Below are 20,529 nucleotides of genomic sequence, written 5' to 3'. Positions count from 1 at the left end.
GCCGCCCGCGAGGCGGGGCTCGTGGCGCGCTACCTTCCGGTGGTCTCGGGCAAGGTGCAGGACGGCGACGCCGAGGCCTTCGGCACAGCCATGCGCGAGCTGCCCGGCCCCGTCTTCGCGTATTGCCGCACCGGTACACGGTCTGCCACGCTCTGGTCCCTGAGCCAGGCCAAGGTGCTGACGCCGCCGCAGATCCTCGCCGCGACCAAGGCCGCAGGCTATGATATGGCGGGCGTCGTGCGCCGCATCGTGAACGGTGGCAAGACACCCACCGACAGCGGCGACGCGGGTTTCGACGTGGTCGTCGTGGGCGGTGGCGCGGCGGGCATCGCCGTCTCAGCCAGCCTCAAGGCCCGCAAGCCCGATCTCGAGATCGCGGTGCTCGATCCCGCCGACATCCACTACTACCAGCCCGGCTGGACCATGGTGGGTGGCGGCATTTTCGAGGCCAGTACTACCGCGCGCACCATGGGCAGCCTGATTCCCAAGGGCGTGCACTGGATCAAGGCCGCCGTCGCCGCCTTCGAGCCCGAGAAGAACGCCGTCATCCTCGACGGTTGCCGCGTCGTGAAATACGACCGGCTGATCGTCTGCCCCGGGCTGAAGCTCGACTGGGGCAAGGTCGAGGGGCTGGTCGAGACGCTGGGCAAGAACGGCGTCACCTCGAACTACCGCTACGACCTAGCGCCCTACACCTGGGAGCTGGTGAAGGGGCTCAAGGGCGGACGCGCGCTGTTCACGCAGCCGCCGATGCCGATCAAATGCGCCGGCGCGCCGCAGAAGGCGATGTATCTCTCGGGCGACCACTGGTTCCGCACCGGCATTCTGCCCCGCATCGACATCCAGTTCATGAACGCGGGCGGTGTGCTCTTCGGGGTGAAAGACTACGTGCCCGCGCTGATGAACTACGTGTCGCGATACGACGCGACGCTCAACTTCTTCCACAACCTGATCGCTGTGGACGGGGCCGCGAAGACGGCCACCTTCGCGGTCAACAAGCCCGACACCGCGCCCGCCGCGGTCGAGGTCGAATTCGACATGATGCACGTCTGCCCGCCGCAGACCGCGCCCGACTTCATCCGGGTCTCGCCGCTGGCGGATGCCGCAGGCTGGGTCGACGTCGATCAGAGCACCCTGCGTCACAAGACCTACGACAACGTCTGGAGCCTTGGCGACGTGATGAACGCGCCCAACGCCAAGACCGCCGCCGCGGCACGGATGCAGGCGCCAATCGTGGCCGAGAACGTGGCGGCGGACATCGACGGGCTTTCGCCCCACGCGGTCTACAACGGCTACGGCTCCTGCCCGCTGACGGTGGAGCGCGGCAAGATCGTCCTCGCCGAATTCGGCTATGGCGGCGCGCTGCTCCCGAGCTTCCCGAAATGGCTGATCGACGGCACCAAGCCCACCCGCGCGGCGTGGCTGCTGAAGGAGCAGATCCTGCCGCCGGTCTATTGGAAGGCGATGCTGCGCGGCAAGGAGTGGATGGCGAAACCCGAGAAGGTCTCGGCCAGCTGAGCGCTGACACGCTGGCACAGTGGCGGGCGGGGTCGAGGAACCCTGTCCGCCGTTTGCCGCGATTTCCGGACGGATGTTCCCTCGCGGCGAAATTCGTGCGAACAAATCTCCAAAACACCCCTTAACTAATTCCGTATTTTGAATATATCTAGCGCCAAGGCGGTCGCGCCGACTCTTCGAGCCCTTCTCCCGCGCCGACCGCCGCACCCCATGACGGACCCAGGACGGACCCCATGACGAACCCCCGCCGCTCACGCGATCTTCTCACCCGCTACCTGCCGATCCTGGCATGGGCACGCAGCTACGACCGGGACACCGCGACCTCGGACCTCGTGGCGGCGGTGATCGTCACCATCATGCTGATCCCGCAGTCTCTGGCCTACGCGCTGCTTGCGGGTCTGCCGGCCGAGATGGGGCTCTACGCCTCGATCCTGCCGCTGGTGGCCTACGCGATCTTCGGCACCTCCCGGGCGCTTGCCGTGGGGCCGGTCGCGGTGGTCTCGCTGATGACCGCGGCGGCGATCGGGCAGCTCGGGCTCACCAGCCCGGCCGAGATCGCGCTGGCCGCCGTCACGCTGGCCTTCATCTCGGGCGTTTTCCTGACGCTGCTCGGGGTGCTGAAGCTGGGCTTCCTTGCAAACTTCCTCAGCCACCCGGTGATCGCGGGCTTCATCACCGCCTCGGGCGTGCTGATCGCGGCCTCGCAGCTCAAGCACATCTTCGGGATCAGCGCCGAGGGGCACACGCTGCTCGAGCTCGTGCTCTCGCTTGCCGAGCACATCGGCCAGACCAACCCGATCACGCTGGTCATCGGCGTCGGCGCGACCGCCTTCCTGTTCTGGGTCCGCAAGGGGCTGAAGCCGCTGCTGGTCCGGGCGGGCATGGGTCCGCGGCTCGCCGACATCTTCGCCAAGGCCGGCCCCGTCGCCGCCGTCGTGGCGACCACGCTCATCGCCTGGGGCTTCGGGCTGGACGCGCGCGGCGTGAAGCTGGTGGGCGACATCCCCATGGGCCTGCCGCCGCTCTCGGCGCCGTCCTTTGACCTGTCGATGTGGTCGACCCTGCTGCTGCCTGCGGTGCTGATCTCGATCATCGGCTTCGTCGAGTCGGTCTCGGTGGCGCAGACCCTCGCCGCCAAGCGCCGCCAGCGCATCGACCCGGACCAGGAGCTCATCGGTCTTGGCACGTCTAACATCGCCTCGGCGATCTCGGGCGGCTTCCCGGTCACCGGAGGCTTCTCGCGCTCGGTGGTGAACTTTGACGCCGGCGCCGCCACCCCCGCCGCCGGCGCCTATACCGCCGTTGGCATCGGCATCGCGACGCTGGTGCTGACCCCCCTGCTCTTCTTCCTGCCCAAGGCGACCCTCGCCGCAACGATCATCGTGGCGGTGCTCAGCCTCGTGGATTTCTCGATCCTGAAGAAGACGTGGACCTACTCCATGGTCGACTTCATCGCCGTCACCGCGACCATCGTGCTGACGCTTCTGGTGGGGGTCGAGATGGGTGTCTCGGCGGGCGTGCTGCTGTCGATCTTCCTGCACCTCTACAAGACCTCCAAGCCGCACGTGGCCGAGGTCGGGCTGGTACCGGGCACCCAGCATTTCCGCAACGTGAAGCGGCACGACGTCGAGACCCTGCCCGGCGTGCTGACCCTGCGCGTGGACGAGAGCCTCTACTTCGTCAACGCCCGCTTCCTCGAGGATTACGTGCTGGCCCGCGTCTCGGAATGCGGCAACCTCAGCCACGTGGTGCTGATGTTCCCCGCCGTGAACGAGGTCGACATGAGCGCACTGGAGACTCTGGAGGAGCTGAACCGCCGCCTTGGGGAGCAGAAGATCACCCTCCACCTGACCGAGGTGAAGGGGCCGGTGATGGACCGCCTGAAGCGGTCGCATTTCCTGCATGACCTGACCGGGCGGGTGTTCCTGTCCCAGTACGACGCGTGGTGCGCCCTAAAGATTGCTGCGCCCGAAGGCGCCGACGAGAAGCGGGTCGCGGCCCAGTAGCAGCACCGCATGGAGCGGGCGCCCGTAGCCCGCTCCGCCGTCGAGGTTCAGGCGGTTGTCGTAGAGTTCGGGCATCTGCAGCGCCGTATGGCCGTGCACCACCAGCCGGCCGTAATCGCGGGTGTCGCTGAGGAAGGGCTCGCGGATCCAGACCAGATCGTCCTCGGCCTGCTCTTCCAGCGGCACGCCCGGCCGCAGCCCGGCATGGACGAAGATGTGCTCGTCGGTCTCGTGGATCCGCGGCAGCCCGGAGATCCAGTCGCGGTGGGCCTGCGGCACCGCCGCCAGCGCGTCCTTGTGGATGTCCTCGGGCCAGCGGCGCGGGTCGGTATCCACCCCGTAGGAGGCCAGCGTCTTGTCGCCGCCGATGGGCGGGTCGGTGTAATAGAGCGGCCGCGAGGTCTCGGGGTCCTGATAGGCCGGGTTCTCGAGGTAGCGCAGCAGGTAGCGGTCGTGGTTGCCCATCAGGCAGGTCCACGGCTTGCCCTCGGTCTGCCCCTGCATCAGCGTGTCGATGACGGCGGCGCTGTTGGCGCCCCGGTCGACGAAATCGCCGGTGAAGACCACGGGGGCATCGGCATCAGCGTCGCTGGCGATGTGGTCGAGGACCTTGTGAAGCTCTTCAAGCTGGCCGTGGATGTCTCCGACGGCGAAAATCGGCTGCATTTGAATCGTCCTTTCTGACGCCCCTACACTTGGCCTTGCTGCAGCGCAGAACAACCCTGCCCGACCGAAAATGTTAGCGCCGCATGTCGGGGATGCGCGGACCACGCCGCGCGGACTGGAACTGCGGAATGAAAAAGGGCGCCCTCAGCGGGCGCCCTTTGCGTTCGGTGCAACGGACCGGCCTCAGGCCAGGTCGAATTCCAGCGGCTTCACCTGACGGAAGAGCCCGGTGTCCTTGAGCGCCTTCACCACACTGTCGTCCAGCGCCTCGTCGAGGTAGGAGATGGCGATGGCCTCAGCGCCCTGCGCCGACCGGCCGAGGGTGAAGTTCGCGAGGTTGACCTTGTGGTCGCCCAGCAGGGTGCCGAGCTTGCCGATGATGCCGGGCACGTCCTCGTTGGTGGTGTAGAGCATGTGCTCGCCCACCTCGGCGTCGATGTTGATGCCCTTGATCTGGATGAAGCGCGGTTTGCCGTCCGAGAACACGGTGCCGGCGATAGACCGCTCGCGCTTGGTGGTGACCACGGTGACCTTGATGTAGCCCTCGAAGGCACCCGACTGTTCCTGACGGGTGGTCGAGATCTGGATGCCGCGCTCCCGCGCGATCACCGGGGCCGAGACCATGTTCACCTCGGGGGAGATGGGCTTCATGATGCCGGCGATCAGCGAGCAGTTCAGCGCCTCGAGGTTCATGGTCGAGGCCTCGCCATCATAGAGAATGTTGATCGCCTTGATCGGCTCTTCGGTCATCTGGCCGATGAAGTTGCCGAGGTGGCCGGCAACCTTGATCCACGGGCCCATGACCTTGGCTTCCTCGGCGGTCACCGACGGCATGTTGAGCGCGTTCGACACGGCACCGGTCAGCAGGTAGTCGGACATCTGCTCGGCGACCTGAAGCGCCACGTTCTCCTGCGCTTCGGTGGTCGAGGCGCCGAGGTGCGGGGTGCAGACCACGTTCGGCAGGCCGAAGAGCGGGTTCTCCTTGGCGGGCTCTTCCGAGAACACGTCGAAGGCGGCACCGGCGACATGGCCGGACTTCAGCAGCTCGGCCAGCGCGGCCTCGTCCACCAGACCGCCACGCGCACAGTTGATGATGCGCACGCCCTTCTTGGTCTTGGCGAGGTTCTCGGCCGACAGGATGTTGCGGGTGCCGTCGGTCAGCGGCACGTGCAGGGTGATGAAGTCGGCGCGCTTGAGCAGATCCTCGAGCTCGACCTTCTCGATCTGCATCTTCTCGGCCTTCTCTTCCGACAGGAAGGGATCGAAGGCGATGACCTTCATCTTCAGGCCGCGGGCGCGGTCGCAGACGATGCCGCCGATGTTGCCGGCACCGATCACGCCAAGCGTCTTGTGGGTCAGCTCGACGCCCATGAACTTGGACTTCTCCCACTTGCCGGCCTGGGTCGAGGCATCGGCTTCGGGGATCTGGCGGGCAACGGCGAACATCATCGCGATGGCGTGCTCGGCGGTGGTGATCATGTTGCCGAAGGGCGTGTTCATGACGATCACGCCTTTCTTGGAGCTGGCTTCCTTGTCGACGTTGTCGGTGCCGATGCCGGCGCGGCCGACGACCTTGAGGTTGGTGGCATGCTCGAGCAGCGACGGCGTCACCTTGGTCGCGGAACGGATCGCGAGGCCGTCGTACTGGCCGATGATCTCGGCGAGCTTTTCCTTGTCCTTGCCGACATCCGGCAGGTAGTCGACGTCGATGCCGCGATCACGGAAGATCTGGACGGCAGTTTCGGAGAGCTTGTCGGAAACGAGAACCTTGGGGGCCATGGGTCTTGTCCTTTGGATACGATGAGAGAAAGCGGTGGGCCTATGCGCCCGTTCCGCAGTGTCAATCTGGGTGTGTTGGCAGGTCCGGGTTGTCGGGTGGGCGTGTCGCCCACCCGGAAGATCACGCGGCGGCGGTCTGCTCTTCGAGCACTTCCTCGAAGGCCCACTTGAGCCAGAGGGTCAGCGCCTCGACGTCCGAGCTCTCGATCGTCGCGCCGCACCAGATGCGCAGGCCGGCCGGGGCGTCCCGGTAGGCACCGACGTCATAGGCGGCGTTGTAATCCTCGAGCTTCTTGGCCACGGCCTTGGCGAAGGCGGCACCGTCCTGGATGCGCTCGTCGGTGAACTTCAGGCACACGCTGGTGTTCGAGCGCGTCGCCGGATCCACCGCAAGGTTCGCGATCCAGTCGTTGCGGTCGCAGAAGTCCCACAGCACCTTGGCGTTGGTGTCGGCGCGCTTCATCAGCTCCGGCAGGCCGCCAATTTTGCGGGCCCACTCGAGCGCCACGAGGTAATCCTCGACGGCCAGCATCGACGGCGTGTTGATGCTCTCGCCCTTGAAGATGCCCTCGATCAGCTTGCCGCCCTTGGTCATGCGGAAGATCTTCGGCATCGGCCATGCGGGGGTATAGCTTTCGAGCCGCTCAACGGCGCGGGGGCTCAGCACCAGCATGCCGTGGGCCGCTTCGCCGCCCATCACCTTCTGCCAGGAGAAGGTGGTGACGTCGAGCTTGTCCCAGGGCAGGTCCTGCGCGAAGGCGGCCGAGGTGGCGTCGCAGATGGTCAGGCCGTCACGGTCGGCGGGGATCTTGTCGCCGTTCGGGACGCGGACGCCCGAGGTGGTGCCGTTCCAGGTGAAGACGACGTCGGTGTCGAAATCGACCTCGGCGAAGTCGACGATCTCGCCGTACTCGGCGGTCTTCACTTCGGCGTCGATCTTGAGCTGCTTGACCACGTCGGTAACCCAGCCGGAGCCGAAGCTTTCCCAGGCGACCATGGTGGCCTTGCGGGCGCCGAGCAGCGACCACATGGCCATCTCGACGGCGCCGGTGTCGGAGGCCGGAACGATGCCGATGCGGTAGTCAGCGGGAATGCCGAGGATCTCGCGGGTGCCCTCGATGGCAGCAAGGAGCTTTTCCTTGCCGACCTTGGCGCGGTGCGACCGGCCGAGAGCGGCGTCGGCGAGCATATCCACGGTGAATTGGGGGATCTTGGCGCAGGGGCCGGACGAAAAACGCGGATTCGCCGGGCGAGCGGTGGGGTGCTTATCAGCCATTATGTAGCCTAACCTTACAGATAGATGCCCTTCGTTGGGGAAGGGTGTCCCGCCGCCGGGAATACGCCCGGTTTTCGGACATGGCAAGCGTTCTGTTGGAAGGGGCGCCCGAACATGGCACGCGGGGCCTCTGCCGCGGCGTCGCGGCGGCTGTTCCTTGCGGCATGGCAAAGCGCCAACGAAAGGGCAAAAATCGCAAAGGGGTCAATCGGTTGCGCGACAGCCCGGAAGGGCGCGAATACCCCCGCGCACGCTGCGGCACGGCGCCGCGAAATTCGCGCATCAGGCCCCCTCGGCGCCTGCCGAAAGGGCCCTGGAAATCTCCTGCAGATTGCGCGGCCCCTCGCGGACAGAGCCCGGGAGCTGTCCGCTACTCCATCATCCCCGGCAGCCAGAGGGTGATTCCCGGGATGAAGATCAGCGACAGCAGCACCAGCAGATCGACCGCCACGAACCAGCCTACGCCCCGGAAGATCGTCGTCAGGGACACCCGGTCCCCGAGCGCGCCCTTGATGATGTAGACGTTGAGCCCCACCGGCGGGGTCAGCAGGCCGATCTCGAGCAGCTTCACGAGGATGATGCCGAACCAGATCAGGTCGAGCCCCGCCTCGTTCGCCATCGGCAGGATGATCGGCATGGTCAGCAGCAGGATGCCGATACTGTCGAGGAAGCATCCGAGCAGCAGGTAGAGCAGCGAAACCGCGAGGATCACCATCAGCGGCGAGCTGCCCCATGCGATGAAGGCATCGGCCACGAAGCCCGGCACACCCGACAGCGCCATGAACCGGCCCAGAAGCGAGGTGCCGATCACCACCATGAAGATGCTCGCGGTGCTGATCAGCGTCTGGCGGAAGCCCGCCAGCAGCACCTTCCACGTCAGGCTGCGCTTGAGCGCGGCGACCACGATAGCCAGCGCCGCACCCACGGCCCCTGCCTCGGTCGGCGTGAAGATCGCGAGGAAGATCCCCGCCAGCACGCCCACGATGATCACCGGCAGCGCCCAGGTGTCCTTGACCGCCTCGAGCACCTCCTCGCGGGTGAAACCGGTCTCGACCTTCGGCGCCAGCGAGGGTTTGCGGATCACCCGGAGCACGATCATCACGGTGAAGGCCAGCGCCGTGAAAATCCCCGGCATCACCCCCGCGGCGAAGAGCTTTGCCACCGAGACCTCGGCGAGGTAGCCGTAGAGCACCATCAGGATCGACGGCGGAATGAGCGAGCCCAGCGTGCCCGCCGCCGCGATGACGCCCGTGGCAAGCCCCGGGTCGTAGCGGTAGCGCAGCATCTCGGGCGTGGCGATGCGGGCGAAGGCCGAGGAGGTCGCCACCGACGAGCCCGAGGCCGCCGCCAGCACCGCGCTTGCCCCCACGCTGGCCACGGCGAGCCCGCCGGGCAGCCAGCTCAGCAACATCCGCATGGTGCGGAACAGCCCCGACGACAGCCCCGCCTCGGAGGCGATGAACCCCATCAGCAGGAACATCGGGATGGCGGTGAGATTCCAGTCGCCGACGAAGTTGAACGGGATCGCGGTGATGATCCCCCAGGCCGCGCGCATGTTGAGCAGCACGGCGATGCCGATGAAGCTCACCAGCCCGAGCGCGACGCCGATCTGCACCCGCAGGAGCAGCAGCAAGATTCCGGCGCCAATGCCGATGAACCCGATGGTGACGTTTTCCAAACTTCCGGCTCCCGTCTCAGATATGGCCTTCGGTGGGATCCGCGGGCTCGGCCGAGAACTCCGGATCGATCGCCGCGTGCACGGCGTGGCGCAGGGTGACGAGGCAGATCCCGGCGAACCCGATGGGCAGCACGAATTTCGCGGGCCAGATCAGCACGTAGACGTTACCCATCATCATCTCGTTCTTGGCCAAGGCGTTCATGGCATCGAACCAGGTGCGCCAGGCGAGGATGGCGAAGAAGGCGGCGCTCACCACGTAGCCCAGCACCAGGACCGCGCGCTGCAGCCAGTCCGGCATGATGCGCCAGAGCAGGTCCACTTGAATGTTCTCGTGCTGCCACTCGACGAAGGCGAGCGGCAGGAACACGACCAGCACCATGTGATAGACCGAGATCACCTCGAGGTTCCCCGGTATCGGATGGTTCCAGAAATTGTCGGCGACGACGTCGGCCACGGTCTGGATCATCATCAGCGCCAGCCCCGCGGCCGCGATCAGGATGAGCCCCCGTGCGAGCCACAACAGCCCTTTGTCGATCCCTGCCAGCATCGTCGCCTCCTTGGTTACCCGATCAGAGCCCGTAGCTCGTCACGTCCAGCTTGTCGTAGACCTCGGTCTTGAAGAGCTCGGCCATCGCGTCGAGATCGTCCGCGGGAATGTCGGCCATCAGGCCTTCCCACTTGGCATAGGTCTCCTTGAAGCGGGTGATGAGCCCCTCGGGATCGACCGCGCCGAGCTTCTCGCCGGTCTCGACGGCCAGCCCGTCGACCTGCGTGTCGATGAACTCGCGCAGGCTAGCGGCCAGCTCTTCCGACGGCTCCTCGATGGTCACGCCGTGGTCGGGGGCCTCGGCCAGCGCCTCGTCGACGGTGCCGATGTAGGCGTGGGTCATCTGCACGACGTTGCCGGGGATCGCATCCACGAGGATCTGGCGGCTGCTCTCGGACAGGCCCTGCCAGGCGCTCCGGTCCATGCCGTACATCCAGCCCGCGAAATAGGGGCCGAAGTCGAGCAGCGTGGTGTATTTCGCCACGTCCCAGAGCGAGCGCGACTTGAGATCGTTGGCGGCGTTGATGGCGCAGTCGAGCTGGCCCTTCTCGAGCCCCGAGAACATCTCGGACGACGGCACGGTCACCGGCACCGCGCCCACGCTCTCGGCCCATGCGGCGTGCACCGGCGAGGGCATCCGCAGCTTCTTGCCCTTGATCTGGTCGAGCGTGGTGATCTCGGACGAGCACATCATGGTGTACTGCGGCGAGGCGTAGGAGCCGAGGAAGGTGATGCCGAGACGGTCGAACATCCCCTGCATGACCTCGTCGTTGATGTAGAAATCGGCCATCGCCATGGCCGCGGTCATGCTGTCGGGCAGCGCGATGGCCAGCGCCGCGACGGTGTTGTCCTCGGGCAGGTCCGAGGGCGTGTAGGTGCCCGCATGGTAGGTCATCTGGACGATACCGTCGGTCAGGCCCGAGAGGTGCGCCACCGGCGGCAGCAGCGACGTGCCGGTGTAGAGCGTCATGGTCAGCTCGCCGCCCGAGGCGTCCTCGATGGTGTCCTTGAGCGCCATGTAGCCCTCGCTGGTCATCGGGTGGGTTTCCGGGAACCAGATGGAGGCGGTGATGTCTTCCGCCGCGACCGGGGGCGCGACGCCGAGCGCCGAGGCGAGCAGCAGTGCTTTGGTCTTCGTCATGGTCGTCTCCCTGTTGGTGCCGGTCTTTGCCGGCGTCGATTGCGGCCCGCCCTTGCGGGGCGATGCCGTGTCAGCCTCCGGTTGGGGGAGGCGAAATATCGTACGGCCCGGTTCGCGGGTCCGTCGGCCGCGCCTCAGGAGGCGAAGCCCAGCTTGTCCTTCATCCAGTAGTAGCGGACGCCCACGTCCATCACCGGCCCGCGCAGGGCGTGCCAGGCGATGGGGCGGATCCTGGTGTCGGGCAGCGGCAGCGGCGTGCCCTCGGCGATGCGTCCGGCCATCGCGGCGCCCATGCCGGTGGCCATGGCGACGCCGCGCCCGTTGTAGGCCGCGACCGCCCAGAGCCCGGGCTCGGGCTCGTGCAGGTGCGGCAGGTGGTCCATGGTCAGCGCGAGGTGCCCCGACCAGGCCTTCTCGACCTGCACGTCGCCCAGCTGCGGGAACAGGCGGCGCATCCCGCCCTCGAGCGCGTCCTGCAGGCCCTGGCTGTGCTCGGGCCCGGTCGCGCCGCGCCCGCCGATGGCGAAACGGCCGTCCGGGGTCATGCGGTAGTAGAAGGCGAGCTTGCGGACCTCGGAGGCGCAGGCCCCCTGCGGCAGGATGGATTTCGCCACGTTGCCGGTCAGCGGCGCGGTGGCGATGACGGTGGACTGCACCGGCAGGATCGAGCGCGCCAGCTTCGGCATCAGCGTCGCATCATAGGCGTTGGTGGCGAGCACCACCGTCTCGCCCCGCACCGTCTCGCCCCCGAGGTCGAGCGCCCAGCCAGCGCCGTTGCGGGTGATGGCCTTGACGCGCCTGCCGGTCACCACGGTGGCGCCCCGCTCACGCGCGGCACGGGCGAGGCCCCGCGCGTAGGCCAGCGGGTTGAGCTGGCCCGCGCGCATGTCGCGCCAGCCGCCGGTGTAGCCCACGGCGCCGGTGGCATCGGCCATGGCCTGCGCGTCGTAGATCTCGACCGGGGCGCCCTCGGCCTCCCACTCGCGGGCACGGCCATGCACCGCCTTCAGCGCGATCGACGAATGCGCGCCCTGGATCCAGCCATTGCGCGAGGCACCGCAGGCGATGGCGTAGCGGTCGATGAGCTCGAAGACCGTGTCGGCCACGCCGCCCGCGAAGGCCACCAGCCGCCCCCCCGCCTCGGCACCCCAGCGGGCGCGCATCTCGGCGGGGTCGAGCTTCAGCCCCGGGATCACCTGCCCGCCGTTGCGCCCCGAGGCGCCGTAACCGATCTTCTCGGCCTCGATCAGCGTCACCGGAACACCGCGCTCGGCGAGGTGCAGCGCGGTCGAGAGGCCGGTGAAGCCCCCGCCCACCACCAGCACCTTCGCATCGGCGGGCGCATCCGAGCCCGGGTCGGGCTCCTCCGCCGTCGCGTACCAGAGCGACTTGTCCCAGAGATCCGCGGATCGTGTCATGCAAGCGCCTCCATCTGCGCGGGATAGGCCACGCGCGCCGTGTCTTCGGTGATGAGCCCGTTGCGCAGGTCGTCCGCGACCAGCGCCGCGGGGCGGTCCGCCGCCGGGCCGTAGCCCGCGCCGCCGCCCAGCCGGAAGACCACGAGATCGCCCGCCTTGAGGTCGGCCATGTCCTTGGAGGTCAGCCGGATCACCTCGTCGCCGCGGTGGATCTCGCAGGCGCCCATGGTCCCCGCCTCGCCGCCAAAGAGCGGCTGCGGTGCGGTGGTGAAGCGGTCGGCGTACAGCGCCACCGTCGCCCCGTCCCGCAGGATGCGGAAGGTCTTCACGAAGCCGGTGCCGCCGCGCATCGTACCGTGGCCGAAACTGTCGGGGGTGAGCGCGTATTCCTCGACCCGGAAGAACTCGTAATCCTGGTCGATGGCCTCGACCGGCGTATTGGCGCAGTTGGACATCGGCCCGTCGATGGCGTCGCAGCCGTCCTCGGCCACCGAGGCACCGTAGCCGCCGCCGAAGATCTCGAGATAGACCGAATAGGCGCCGTCGTTGAGCCAGCTGAGGCAGGCCACCGTGGTGCAGTCGAAGCCGTTGGCGATGACCTTCTCGGGCACCGCCTGCGACAGCGCGATCATGGTCGCGTTGAAGGCGCGGTAGCAGCTCTCCATCCGCGCACGGACCGGGGCGGGATAGCGCGGGTTGAGGATGCTGCCCTCGGGCACGATCACGTCGATGGACCGGGTAAGCCCCGCGTTGAACGGGATGTCGGGCGAGGTCAGCGCCGATTTCACGCAGGACATCGTGGCCGAGATCGCCGCCGCCAGCGGCGCGTTGAGGTTGGTCGAGACCTGCGGGTCGGTGCCGGTGTAGTCGACCGTCAGCCGGTCGCCCTCGATGGTGACTTTCGACGTCACCTTGACCGGCGTGGTGCCGACGCCATCGTCGTCGATCACCGCCTCGCCGAAGTAAACACCGTCGGGCGCCTCGGCGATGGCGGCACGGACGCGGCGCTCGGTGTAGCTCTGGAACTCGGCCATGACCTCTTCGACGGTTTCGGCGCCGTAGCGCTCGCACATCTCGCCGATGCGCTGCGCGCCAACGCGGTTGGCGGCGATCTGGGCGTTGAAGTCGCCCATGGTCTGCAGCGGCGCGCGGACGTTGGCGCGCAGGATGCGTTCCAGCATGCCGCCGTTCCAGTCGCGCGACATCGAGAACTTGGTGGGCGGGATGATGATGCCCTCGGAGTGCACGTCGCGGGCGTGCACCGACAGACCCGGAGAGCCGCCGCCGATGTCGAGGTGGTGCGCCACAGAGGCGGCAAACCCGACGCGCCGGTCGCCGGCGAAAATCGGGTGGAAGAAGAACACGTCCTGCAGGTGCTGGCCGCCGGAATAGCTGTCGTTGATGACGAAGAAATCGTCGGGACCCACCTCGTCGAGATCGTATTCCCGAGCGCAGGCCTGGAACACCGAGCCGATGGTGCCGAGCTGCATCGGGATAAGCTCGGCCTGCGCCACGGTGTTGCCGTCGCGGTCGAGGATCGCGGCCGAGCCGTCGCGGGCCTCGCGCAGGATGGTGGAATAGGCCGAACGGATGAGCTTTGCCCCCATCTCGCGTGCGGCGGCGAGGATCGCCTGGCTGAGAACGGCGTAGTCGATGGCGGAAACGGTCATTGCGCGGCCCTCGTCAGGATCAGGTTGTCTTCGGCGTCACGGGCGACGGCCCATGCGGGCGGAACGTAGGTGGTCGAGGAATAGCCCTCGATCAGCGCGGGGCCGGTGACCGCTTCGCCGGTCTTCAGGCTCGACGCGGCGTGCACGGCGGCGGTACCGGGGGTACCGTCGGGCAGCACCACGGGGCTGGTCTTGGGCGTCGTCCCCCCGCTGGCGCGCCCGGGGAGGGGGGGCAGCTCCTCGAGGGCGGGGGTCCCCTTCAGGCGGAACCCCACGCCCTCGATTTTCTGGCCCCTGGACCCGCCGTGAAGGAAGATCCGGTGATGCGCTGCCTGGAACAGGTCCTCGAGCTTCTGCGCATCGAGGTGGCACAGCGTCTGCGGCGACAGCTCCACCGGCACCTCGAATGCCTGGCCCACGAAGCGCATGTCGGCAACAAATTCGAAGCTGAGCCCGTTCTTGAGCCCGTAGCTTTCGAAATCGGCGCGAGCGGCGGCCTCCATCTCGGCATGGGCGGCACGGACCTTTTCCGGCGCATCGGCATCCACCACGAAGCGGCGGGTGATGGCGGTGATCTTGGAGAAGTCCGAGGCGATGAGCCCGTAGGCCGAGAGCACCCCGGGGTTCGGCGGCACCACCACGCGCGAAAGCTGCATTTCCTCGGCGATCTCGGCGGCCAGCAGCGGCCCGGCCCCGCCATAGGGCACCAGCGCGTAGTCGCGCGGGTCGTTGCCCTTCTCGGTCGAGACGAGCTGGATGGCGCGCACGATGTTGGCGGTCGAGAGGCGCAGCGCGGCGGTGGCGGCCTCGGCCACGGTCAAGCCCAGCGCCTGCGCGATGGGCTCGAAGGCGCGCTCGGCGGCGGCGCGGTCGATCTCCATGGTGCCACCGAGGAAGGCCTCGGGGCGAATGGTGCCGCGAATGACATGGGCGTCGGTGATGGTGGGCAGCGTGCCGCCCTTGCCGTAGCAGGCCGGTCCCGGCTCGGCGCCGGCGCTGCGCGGACCCACCCGCAGCATGCCGCCGTCGTCGATCCACACCAGCGAGCCGCCGCCCGCGCCCACCGTCGCGATGTCGATGACCGGGGTTCGCACCGGCAGCCCGTCGAGCTCAGTATCGGGCGAGATTCCGGGCTTGCCGTCGGTCACGAGGCAGACGTCGGTCGAGGTGCCGCCCATGTCGAAGGTGATGACGTTGCCCGTTCCCGCGCGCTCGGCCTGCCGGATGGCACCGACGACGCCCGCGGCGGGCCCGGAGAACAGCGCCGAGATGGCGTTGCGGCGCATGGCCGTCGCGGGGATGCGCCCGCCGTTCGACTGCATGATCGAGAAGCGCGCCGCGAAGCCACGGGTGCCGAGCTCGGTCTCGAGCCGCGACAGGTAGCTGTCGATCACCGGCTGCACGTAGGCGGCCAGCGTCGCGGTCGAGGCGCGCTCGAACTCGCGGAACTCGCGGGTGACATCCGCCGAGGCGGTCACCAGCATCTCGGGCAGCGCCGCGTTGAGCGCCGCGCGCAGCGCCTCTTCGTGGGCGGCGTTGGCGTAGGAGGACAGCAGGCAGACGGCCACCGACTTGTAGCCCCCGGCGCGCAGCAGCGGCACGAGGCGGGCGACCTCGGCACTCACGTCGAGCTTCGACACGATGGCGCCCGAGGCATCGACCCGCTCGGCCACCTCGAAGCAATCGGCGCGGTCGACCACCGGGCGCGGCCGCTTGTAGCGCAGGTCGTAGATGTTACGGCGGTCGTGGCGCTGCAGGAAGAGGATGTCGCGGAAGCCCCGCGTGACGACGAAGGCCACCTTGGCGCCCTTGCGCTCGAGCAGGGCATTGGTGGCGACGGTCGAGCCGTGCACGAGATCTCCCACCCCCGACAGAGCCACCCCGGCCTGATCGAGCGCGTTCAGCACCCCGATGTCCGGGCTCGACGGCGTGGACGGCACCTTGCGCAGCTGGATCTCTCCACCGTCAACGGCCACGAGATCCGTGAAGGTTCCTCCGACTTCCACCCCGACGCGCATCCGATCTTCCTCACTTATGAATTTCTTGGTTCAGAAATTCATTTTTATAACGACCATGCAAGCTATTTTTCATTTTTACGCTTGAGAATTTCAATTTTCGCGTAAACTTGCATGAGATTTGATGTTCTGGGACAAGATCGGCAGGGCCAGTGGACAGGGCGGCATGAAAGATCACGGACGAAACGACTCGACCCTTGGCCTGCGCCTGCGGGCGCTGCGCAAGAGCCACGGACTTTCGCTCAAGGAACTGTCGGCGCGGGCCAGCCTGTCGGTGGGCTCGCTCAGCCAGATCGAGCGCGACCTCTCCTCGCCCTCGGTGCGCACGCTGAACAAGCTGGCGACGAGCTTCGACGTGCCGCTGTCTTACTTCTTCGCGGACCCGGCGGCGGACGAGGTTGACGGCATCGTCATCCGTCGCGACACCGGCCACGAGATGGACGTCAGCGCGCAGGGCATCCGCAAGCACCTTCTCACGCCCAAGGCGCTCGACGGGCTGCAGCTGATGATGGTGCGCATGACGCCTGAAAGCAGTTCCGGCCCCGAGGCCTACGGCCACGAGGGGCTCGACGCGGGCTATGTCCTGAGCGGCGCGGTACGGCTCGAGGTCGAGGGCCGCGTCTACCTGCTGACCGAGGGCGACAGCTTCGGCTTCCCCTCGACCCGCCCGCACCGGTTCGAATGCGTCGGCACCCAGCCCGCCGAGGTGCTCTGGATCAACACCCAGTCGCGCAAGCCCTAGCATGACAGCGCCATCCCGTCGGTGGCCGGATCCGCGCCGCCCTCGGGACCGGCTCCCGTCATCCGGATGCCGTGCACCCAGGCGATGCCGTAGCTCTGCGGGCTGCGCACGACGCCGTAGCCCTGTTCCTCCAGCGCGCGGGTGACCGACCACGGGATGCGGTTCGTCACGTCGATGAGGTTCGAGGTCGCCGAGAACCGCGGCCAGCTCACCGCGTCTGACATGGAGGCGCCGAAGTCGAGCACGTTGAGCATCGCCTGCAGCACGCCCATGGCGATCTGCGTGGCGCCCGGCGCGCCGATCACCAGCACCGGCCTGTCGTCCCTGAAGACGATCGACGGGCAGACCGAGCTGAACCGCGCCTTGCCCGGCGCGATCGAGCCCGCGTGGCCGGGGCGCGGGTCGAAGACCCCCATGCAGCCGTTGTACATGAAGCCGAGCCCCGGCGTGACCACGCCCGAGGGCATCCCCAGCGAGTGGGTCATGCTCACGCAATTGCCGTCGTGATCCGTGACGCAGAGCTGCGTGGTGTCCTTGCTCGGCCCGTCGGGCGAAAACCGCGGCACGTCGGCCTTGTCGCCGCGCCGGATGCGGTCTGCGACCTCGGCTGCATAGCCCTTGGACAGCAGCCTCTCCATCGGGACGGTGACGAAAGCCGGGTCGCCGATATGGGCGTCCTTGTCGATGGTCGCCTGTTTCATCGCCTCGCAGACCACGCGCAGGTACTCGGCGCTGTTGTGGCCCAGCGCGGCGAGGTCGAAATTCTCGAGGATGTTGAGCATCTCCGCCAGCATCAGCCCGCCGCCCGGCGGGCGGTTGGTGGTGACGCGGTAGCCGCGGTAGTCGGTCTCGATGGGCCTCTGGATCTTCGCCCGGAAGGCGGCAAGGTCCGAGGCCGAGAGCAGCGCGTCATTCGCCGCCATGTCGGCGGCGATCACCTCGGCGATGCTGCCAGTATAGAAGCTGCCGGCACCCTCGTGCGCGATGGTGCGCAGGGTCCGGGCCAGGTCGGGGTTCACCACGCGGTCGCCCACCTGCTTGGGGCTGCCGTCCTCGCGGCAGTAAAGCGCGCGCCCCGCGTCAGAGTAGGCGATGCGCTCGTAATTCGCGACCCGCCCCATGTCCGAGGGTTGCGACCACCAACCGTGCACATGCGGCCGCACCACCCAGCCCTCGCCCGCCCAGCGGATCGCCTGGCTCAGCAGGTCGGCCCAGGGCAGTCGCCCGTGGCGCTCGTGCGCGGTGGCGTAGGCGCGCAGCGAAGCCGGCACGCAGATCGAGCGGTAGCCGATGTCGTTGACCCGCCCCTCGAGCGTGAAGCCGAAGCCGTCGCGGGCCTCGCCCTCGATCAGGTGCTCCCACATGTCGGGGGTCGCGGCGGCGGGCGCCGGGGCATGGAAGTCGATGTATTCATGCGCCCCGTCCGAGGCGTTCCAGACCGCCATGCTGCCGAAGCCCGCGATGCCGCACATCAGCGGGTCGACGACGCCCTGGACAAAGGCCATGGCGATGGCCGCGTCGACCGCGTTGCCGCCGGCGCGCAGCACTTCGACGCCGCATTCCGCCGCTTCCGGCTGCGGGGCGACGGCCATGGCCTTTGTTGCTGTTTTCCCCATCCGTCCCGTCCCCGTCAGTATTTTGCGATCGTGTCCATGAGGATCCGTCCGACCTCCTGAACCCGCTCGGGCGTGTATCTCTGGATGATGTTGCCGACGCTCACCGCGCCCGCGAGCGTGCCGTCCCCGTCGAAGATCGGCGCGCCGACCGCGACCACGTAGTCGAAGAGATCCTCGTCCCCGACCGAGAAGCCCGCCGCCCGCACCGAGGCCAGCCGCGAGCGCAGCGCCGCCGGGTCGGTCATCGTGTGCTCGGTCCGCTTGACCAGAGGCGTCGCGAGATAGGACTCGACCTCGGCTTCGGGGGCATAGGCCAGCAGCGCCAGCGGCGCGCCGCCGCAATGCAGCGGCAGCTCCATCCCCACCTCGGAGGCGAAGATGCGCACCGGCGCCGAGCCCTCGACCCGCTGCATCACCAGCGCCTTGTCGCCGCTGCGGATCATGTAGAGCGCGGTGTCCTCGGTCTGGTTGACGATGTCGCGCATGATGAGCTCGACCCGGCTGAGCACCGGGTTGTGGGCCAGCGCCTTCTGCACGTGGTGCAGCAGCGCCGGGCTCACCGCGTAGAGCCCGGTGTGGCGGCCGCGCTCGATGAAGCCGTGATCTTCGAGCGTGGCGATCATCCGCACCGTCACGGTGCGCGGGTAGCCCACGGCAGCGGCGATGTCGGCGATCGAGCAGGGCCGCGCAAAATCGCAGATCGCCTTGAAAACGACAATGGCCTTGCCGGCCGAGAGACTGGTATCGCGCGCCATGTATATCCGATTATCGGTCAATAAATCCGTTATTCGAGCGTGACTGACTTGTCCGCCACCTGTCAAGCATCGTGATCCCGGCTTTGGAACGGCCCCCGGGGCGCTGCCGGGAAACCGGGCAGCACCGCCCGATTGCACCGGGCGGTGGGCGCGGCTACCAAGTGCCGAAGCGGAAGGGAGCCTGGACATGGGATCACCACGACACGCGGCAGGGCACGCCTGATGCCGGCGCTGATGATACAGGGCACCGGATCGAACGTGGGCAAGTCGATGCTGGTCGCCGGGCTCTGCCGGGCGGCGCGGCGGCGCGGCCTGTCGGTGGCACCCTTCAAGCCTCAGAACATGTCCAACAACGCCGCGGTCACCTCGGACGGGGGCGAAATCGGGCGGGCGCAGGCGCTGCAGGCGCTGGCCTGCGGACTGCCGCTGCACACCGACATGAACCCGGTGCTGCTGAAGCCCGAGACCGACACCGGCGCGCAGGTGGTCGTGCAGGGACGGCGCATCGCGCGTGCCGAGGCAGGCCGCTACGCCGAACTGAAGCCGAAGCTGCGCGGCGCGGTGCTCGAGAGCTTCGAGCGGCTGCGCACGGCGCATGACCTCGTGATCGTCGAAGGCGCGGGCAGCCCGGCCGAAGTCAACCTGCGGGCCAACGACATTGCCAACATGGGCTTTGCCACCGCCGCCGGGGTGCCCGTGGTGCTGGCCGGCGACATCGACCGGGGCGGCGTCATCGCGCAGGTGGTGGGCACGCAGGCGGTGCTCTCGGACGAGGACAACGCGATGATCGCGGGGTTCCTCATCAACCGCTTCCGTGGTGACCCGCGGCTCTTCGACGACGGCTACCGGCTGATCGAGGCGCGCACCGGCTGGCGCGGCTTCGGCGTGCTGCCGTGGTTCCCCGACGCGTGGAAGCTGCCCGCGGAGGACGCGCTCGACCTGCACGCCCCCCGCCGGACGAACGGGTTGCACGTGGTCTGCCTCGCGCTCTCGCGCGTTGCAAATTTCGACGACCTCGACCCGCTGGCGCAGGAAGACGGCGTGCGGCTCACCATGCTGGGGCCGGGCCGCGCCATTCCCGGCGATGCCGACGTGGTGATCCTGCCCGGCAGCAAGTCGACGCGGGGCGACCTTGCCTTCCTGCGGGCGCAGGGCTGGGACGTGGACCTCGCCGCCCACCTGCGCCGCGGCGGGCACGTGCTGGGGATCTGCGGCGGCTACCAGATGCTGGGACAGAGCGTCGCCGACCCCGACGGCATCGAAGGCGCCCCGGGACAGGACGCGGGCCTGGGACTCTTGCAGATCGACACGGTAATGACCGGCGACAAGCGCCTGACCGAGACCCGCGCCACCCACGCGGCGACCGGCCTGCCCTTCGACGGCTACGAGATCCACATCGGCCGCAGCGACGGCCCCGACCTCGCCCGCCCCTTCGCCCACGTGAACGGCCGCCCTGAGGGCGCCACTAGCGCTGACGGCCGGGTCACCGGCAGCTACCTGCACGGCATGTTCCGCGACGACGCCTTCCGCGCCGCCTGGCTCGCGGGGTTCGGCGTCAGCGCCTCGGGGCGTTACGGTGCCACGGTCGAGACGGTTCTGGACGCGCTCGCCGACCACATGGAGGCGCATCTCGACGTGCCCGGACTGCTGGCGCTGGCACGCTGACCGGACGGGAGAATTACACGCCGCGCAGCTTAGAAAC

Annotated in this window: 15 protein-coding genes; 4 read left to right on the top strand and 11 right to left on the bottom strand. The window is 68.0% G+C overall.

Annotated features, from left to right (window positions below):
* The coding region (locus HC022_RS03680) for a bifunctional protein tyrosine phosphatase family protein/NAD(P)/FAD-dependent oxidoreductase (protein ID WP_167451379.1) at positions 1-1,518 on the top strand (1,518 nt) is incomplete at its 5' end.
* Between the two features lie 233 nt (positions 1,519-1,751).
* The gene (locus HC022_RS03675) at positions 1,752-3,524 is read left to right on the top strand and encodes a SulP family inorganic anion transporter (RefSeq protein ID WP_167451378.1); all 1,773 of its coding nucleotides are present in this window, start codon (positions 1,752-1,754) and stop codon (positions 3,522-3,524) included.
* On the opposite strand, the gene HC022_RS03670 is transcribed toward HC022_RS03675, so the two are convergent.
* The 9 genes from HC022_RS03670 to HC022_RS03630 all read right to left on the bottom strand — a co-directional run bounded on the left by HC022_RS03670 (position 3,471) and on the right by HC022_RS03630 (position 15,717).
* Positions 3,471-4,190, bottom strand: a complete 720-nt coding sequence (locus tag HC022_RS03670) for a metallophosphoesterase family protein (RefSeq protein ID WP_167451377.1) — start codon at positions 4,188-4,190, stop codon at positions 3,471-3,473. The genes HC022_RS03675 and HC022_RS03670 overlap by 54 nt on opposite strands.
* Before the next feature lie 183 nt (positions 4,191-4,373).
* Positions 4,374-5,969, bottom strand: coding sequence for a phosphoglycerate dehydrogenase (gene serA / locus HC022_RS03665; RefSeq protein WP_040384596.1), 1,596 nt, complete (start codon positions 5,967-5,969; stop codon positions 4,374-4,376).
* Positions 5,970-6,090: 121 nt separating this feature from the next.
* A complete protein-coding gene (locus HC022_RS03660) occupies positions 6,091-7,245 on the bottom strand; it encodes a phosphoserine transaminase (protein ID WP_167451376.1) in 1,155 nt (384 codons plus the stop codon).
* 370 nt (positions 7,246-7,615) lie between these two features.
* Positions 7,616-8,923, bottom strand: a complete 1,308-nt coding sequence (locus HC022_RS03655) for a TRAP transporter large permease (RefSeq protein WP_167451375.1) — start codon at positions 8,921-8,923, stop codon at positions 7,616-7,618.
* Between the two features lie 16 nt (positions 8,924-8,939).
* Entirely contained in the window at positions 8,940-9,470 is a 531-nt protein-coding gene (locus tag HC022_RS03650) for a TRAP transporter small permease (RefSeq protein WP_008886501.1), read from the bottom strand.
* 22 nt (positions 9,471-9,492) lie between these two features.
* On the bottom strand, positions 9,493-10,611 hold the full coding sequence (locus tag HC022_RS03645; RefSeq protein ID WP_167451374.1) for a C4-dicarboxylate TRAP transporter substrate-binding protein: 1,119 nt from the start codon (positions 10,609-10,611) through the stop codon (positions 9,493-9,495).
* A 134-nt stretch (positions 10,612-10,745) separates the two neighbouring features.
* Positions 10,746-12,029 carry an FAD-binding oxidoreductase gene (locus tag HC022_RS03640; RefSeq protein WP_167451373.1) on the bottom strand — a complete coding sequence of 428 codons (1,284 nt, stop codon included), beginning with the start codon at positions 12,027-12,029 and terminating at the stop codon, positions 10,746-10,748.
* Positions 12,026-13,699 (bottom strand): hydantoinase B/oxoprolinase family protein, encoded by a 1,674-nt coding sequence (locus tag HC022_RS03635; RefSeq protein WP_008887277.1) that lies wholly within the window; start codon positions 13,697-13,699, stop codon positions 12,026-12,028. The genes HC022_RS03640 and HC022_RS03635 overlap by 4 nt, the downstream gene beginning before the upstream one ends.
* Positions 13,696-15,717 carry a hydantoinase/oxoprolinase family protein gene (locus HC022_RS03630; RefSeq protein ID WP_167451372.1) on the bottom strand — a complete coding sequence of 674 codons (2,022 nt, stop codon included), beginning with the start codon at positions 15,715-15,717 and terminating at the stop codon, positions 13,696-13,698. Before HC022_RS03630 ends, HC022_RS03635 begins: the two co-directional genes overlap by 4 nt.
* A 163-nt stretch (positions 15,718-15,880) precedes the next feature.
* Between HC022_RS03630 and HC022_RS03625 the strand changes: the two genes are divergently transcribed.
* On the top strand, positions 15,881-16,456 hold the full coding sequence (locus tag HC022_RS03625) for a cupin domain-containing protein (protein WP_167451371.1): 576 nt from the start codon (positions 15,881-15,883) through the stop codon (positions 16,454-16,456).
* Here HC022_RS03625 and HC022_RS03620 read toward each other — a convergent pair.
* Together HC022_RS03620 and HC022_RS03615 are read right to left on the bottom strand one after the other, a co-directional pair.
* Positions 16,453-18,048 carry a gamma-glutamyltransferase family protein gene (locus HC022_RS03620; protein WP_254884915.1) on the bottom strand — a complete coding sequence of 532 codons (1,596 nt, stop codon included), beginning with the start codon at positions 18,046-18,048 and terminating at the stop codon, positions 16,453-16,455. The genes HC022_RS03625 and HC022_RS03620 overlap by 4 nt on opposite strands.
* Before the next feature lie 38 nt (positions 18,049-18,086).
* A complete protein-coding gene (locus HC022_RS03615; protein WP_165617065.1) occupies positions 18,087-18,827 on the bottom strand; it encodes an IclR family transcriptional regulator in 741 nt (246 codons plus the stop codon).
* A gap of 222 nt (positions 18,828-19,049) precedes the next feature.
* Here HC022_RS03615 and HC022_RS03610 point away from each other — a divergent pair, with 222 nt between their 5' ends.
* Positions 19,050-20,492 (top strand): cobyric acid synthase, encoded by a 1,443-nt coding sequence (locus HC022_RS03610; RefSeq protein WP_167451369.1) that lies wholly within the window; start codon positions 19,050-19,052, stop codon positions 20,490-20,492.
* The last annotated feature ends 37 nt before the right edge of the window (positions 20,493-20,529 follow it).

The sequence above is a fragment of the Salipiger sp. HF18 genome (assembly GCF_011806505.1).
GTDB classification, from domain to species: domain Bacteria; phylum Pseudomonadota; class Alphaproteobacteria; order Rhodobacterales; family Rhodobacteraceae; genus Salipiger; species Salipiger thiooxidans.
The sequence above is the reverse complement of the archived record's forward strand: the minus strand, read 5'-3'. Positions and strand labels throughout refer to the sequence as shown.

What these genes read in the sequence shown, in the direction of transcription:
- HC022_RS03675 (WP_167451378.1), top strand. Translation starts at nt 1,752, where the DNA reads ATGACGAACCCCCGCCGCTCACGCGATCTTCTCACCCGCTACCTGCCG.
- HC022_RS03670 (WP_167451377.1), bottom strand. Translation starts at nt 4,190, where the DNA reads ATGCAGCCGATTTTCGCCGTCGGAGACATCCACGGCCAGCTTGAAGAG.
- serA (WP_040384596.1), bottom strand. Translation starts at nt 5,969, where the DNA reads ATGGCCCCCAAGGTTCTCGTTTCCGACAAGCTCTCCGAAACTGCCGTC.
- HC022_RS03660 (WP_167451376.1), bottom strand. Translation starts at nt 7,245, where the DNA reads ATGGCTGATAAGCACCCCACCGCTCGCCCGGCGAATCCGCGTTTTTCG.
- HC022_RS03650 (WP_008886501.1), bottom strand. Translation starts at nt 9,470, where the DNA reads ATGCTGGCAGGGATCGACAAAGGGCTGTTGTGGCTCGCACGGGGGCTC.
- HC022_RS03645 (WP_167451374.1), bottom strand. Translation starts at nt 10,611, where the DNA reads ATGACGAAGACCAAAGCACTGCTGCTCGCCTCGGCGCTCGGCGTCGCG.
- HC022_RS03640 (WP_167451373.1), bottom strand. Translation starts at nt 12,029, where the DNA reads ATGACACGATCCGCGGATCTCTGGGACAAGTCGCTCTGGTACGCGACG.
- HC022_RS03635 (WP_008887277.1), bottom strand. Translation starts at nt 13,699, where the DNA reads ATGACCGTTTCCGCCATCGACTACGCCGTTCTCAGCCAGGCGATCCTC.
- HC022_RS03630 (WP_167451372.1), bottom strand. Translation starts at nt 15,717, where the DNA reads ATGCGCGTCGGGGTGGAAGTCGGAGGAACCTTCACGGATCTCGTGGCC.
- HC022_RS03625 (WP_167451371.1), top strand. Translation starts at nt 15,881, where the DNA reads ATGAAAGATCACGGACGAAACGACTCGACCCTTGGCCTGCGCCTGCGG.
- HC022_RS03620 (WP_254884915.1), bottom strand. Translation starts at nt 18,048, where the DNA reads ATGGCCGTCGCCCCGCAGCCGGAAGCGGCGGAATGCGGCGTCGAAGTG.
- HC022_RS03615 (WP_165617065.1), bottom strand. Translation starts at nt 18,827, where the DNA reads ATGGCGCGCGATACCAGTCTCTCGGCCGGCAAGGCCATTGTCGTTTTC.
- HC022_RS03610 (WP_167451369.1), top strand. Translation starts at nt 19,050, where the DNA reads ATGCCGGCGCTGATGATACAGGGCACCGGATCGAACGTGGGCAAGTCG.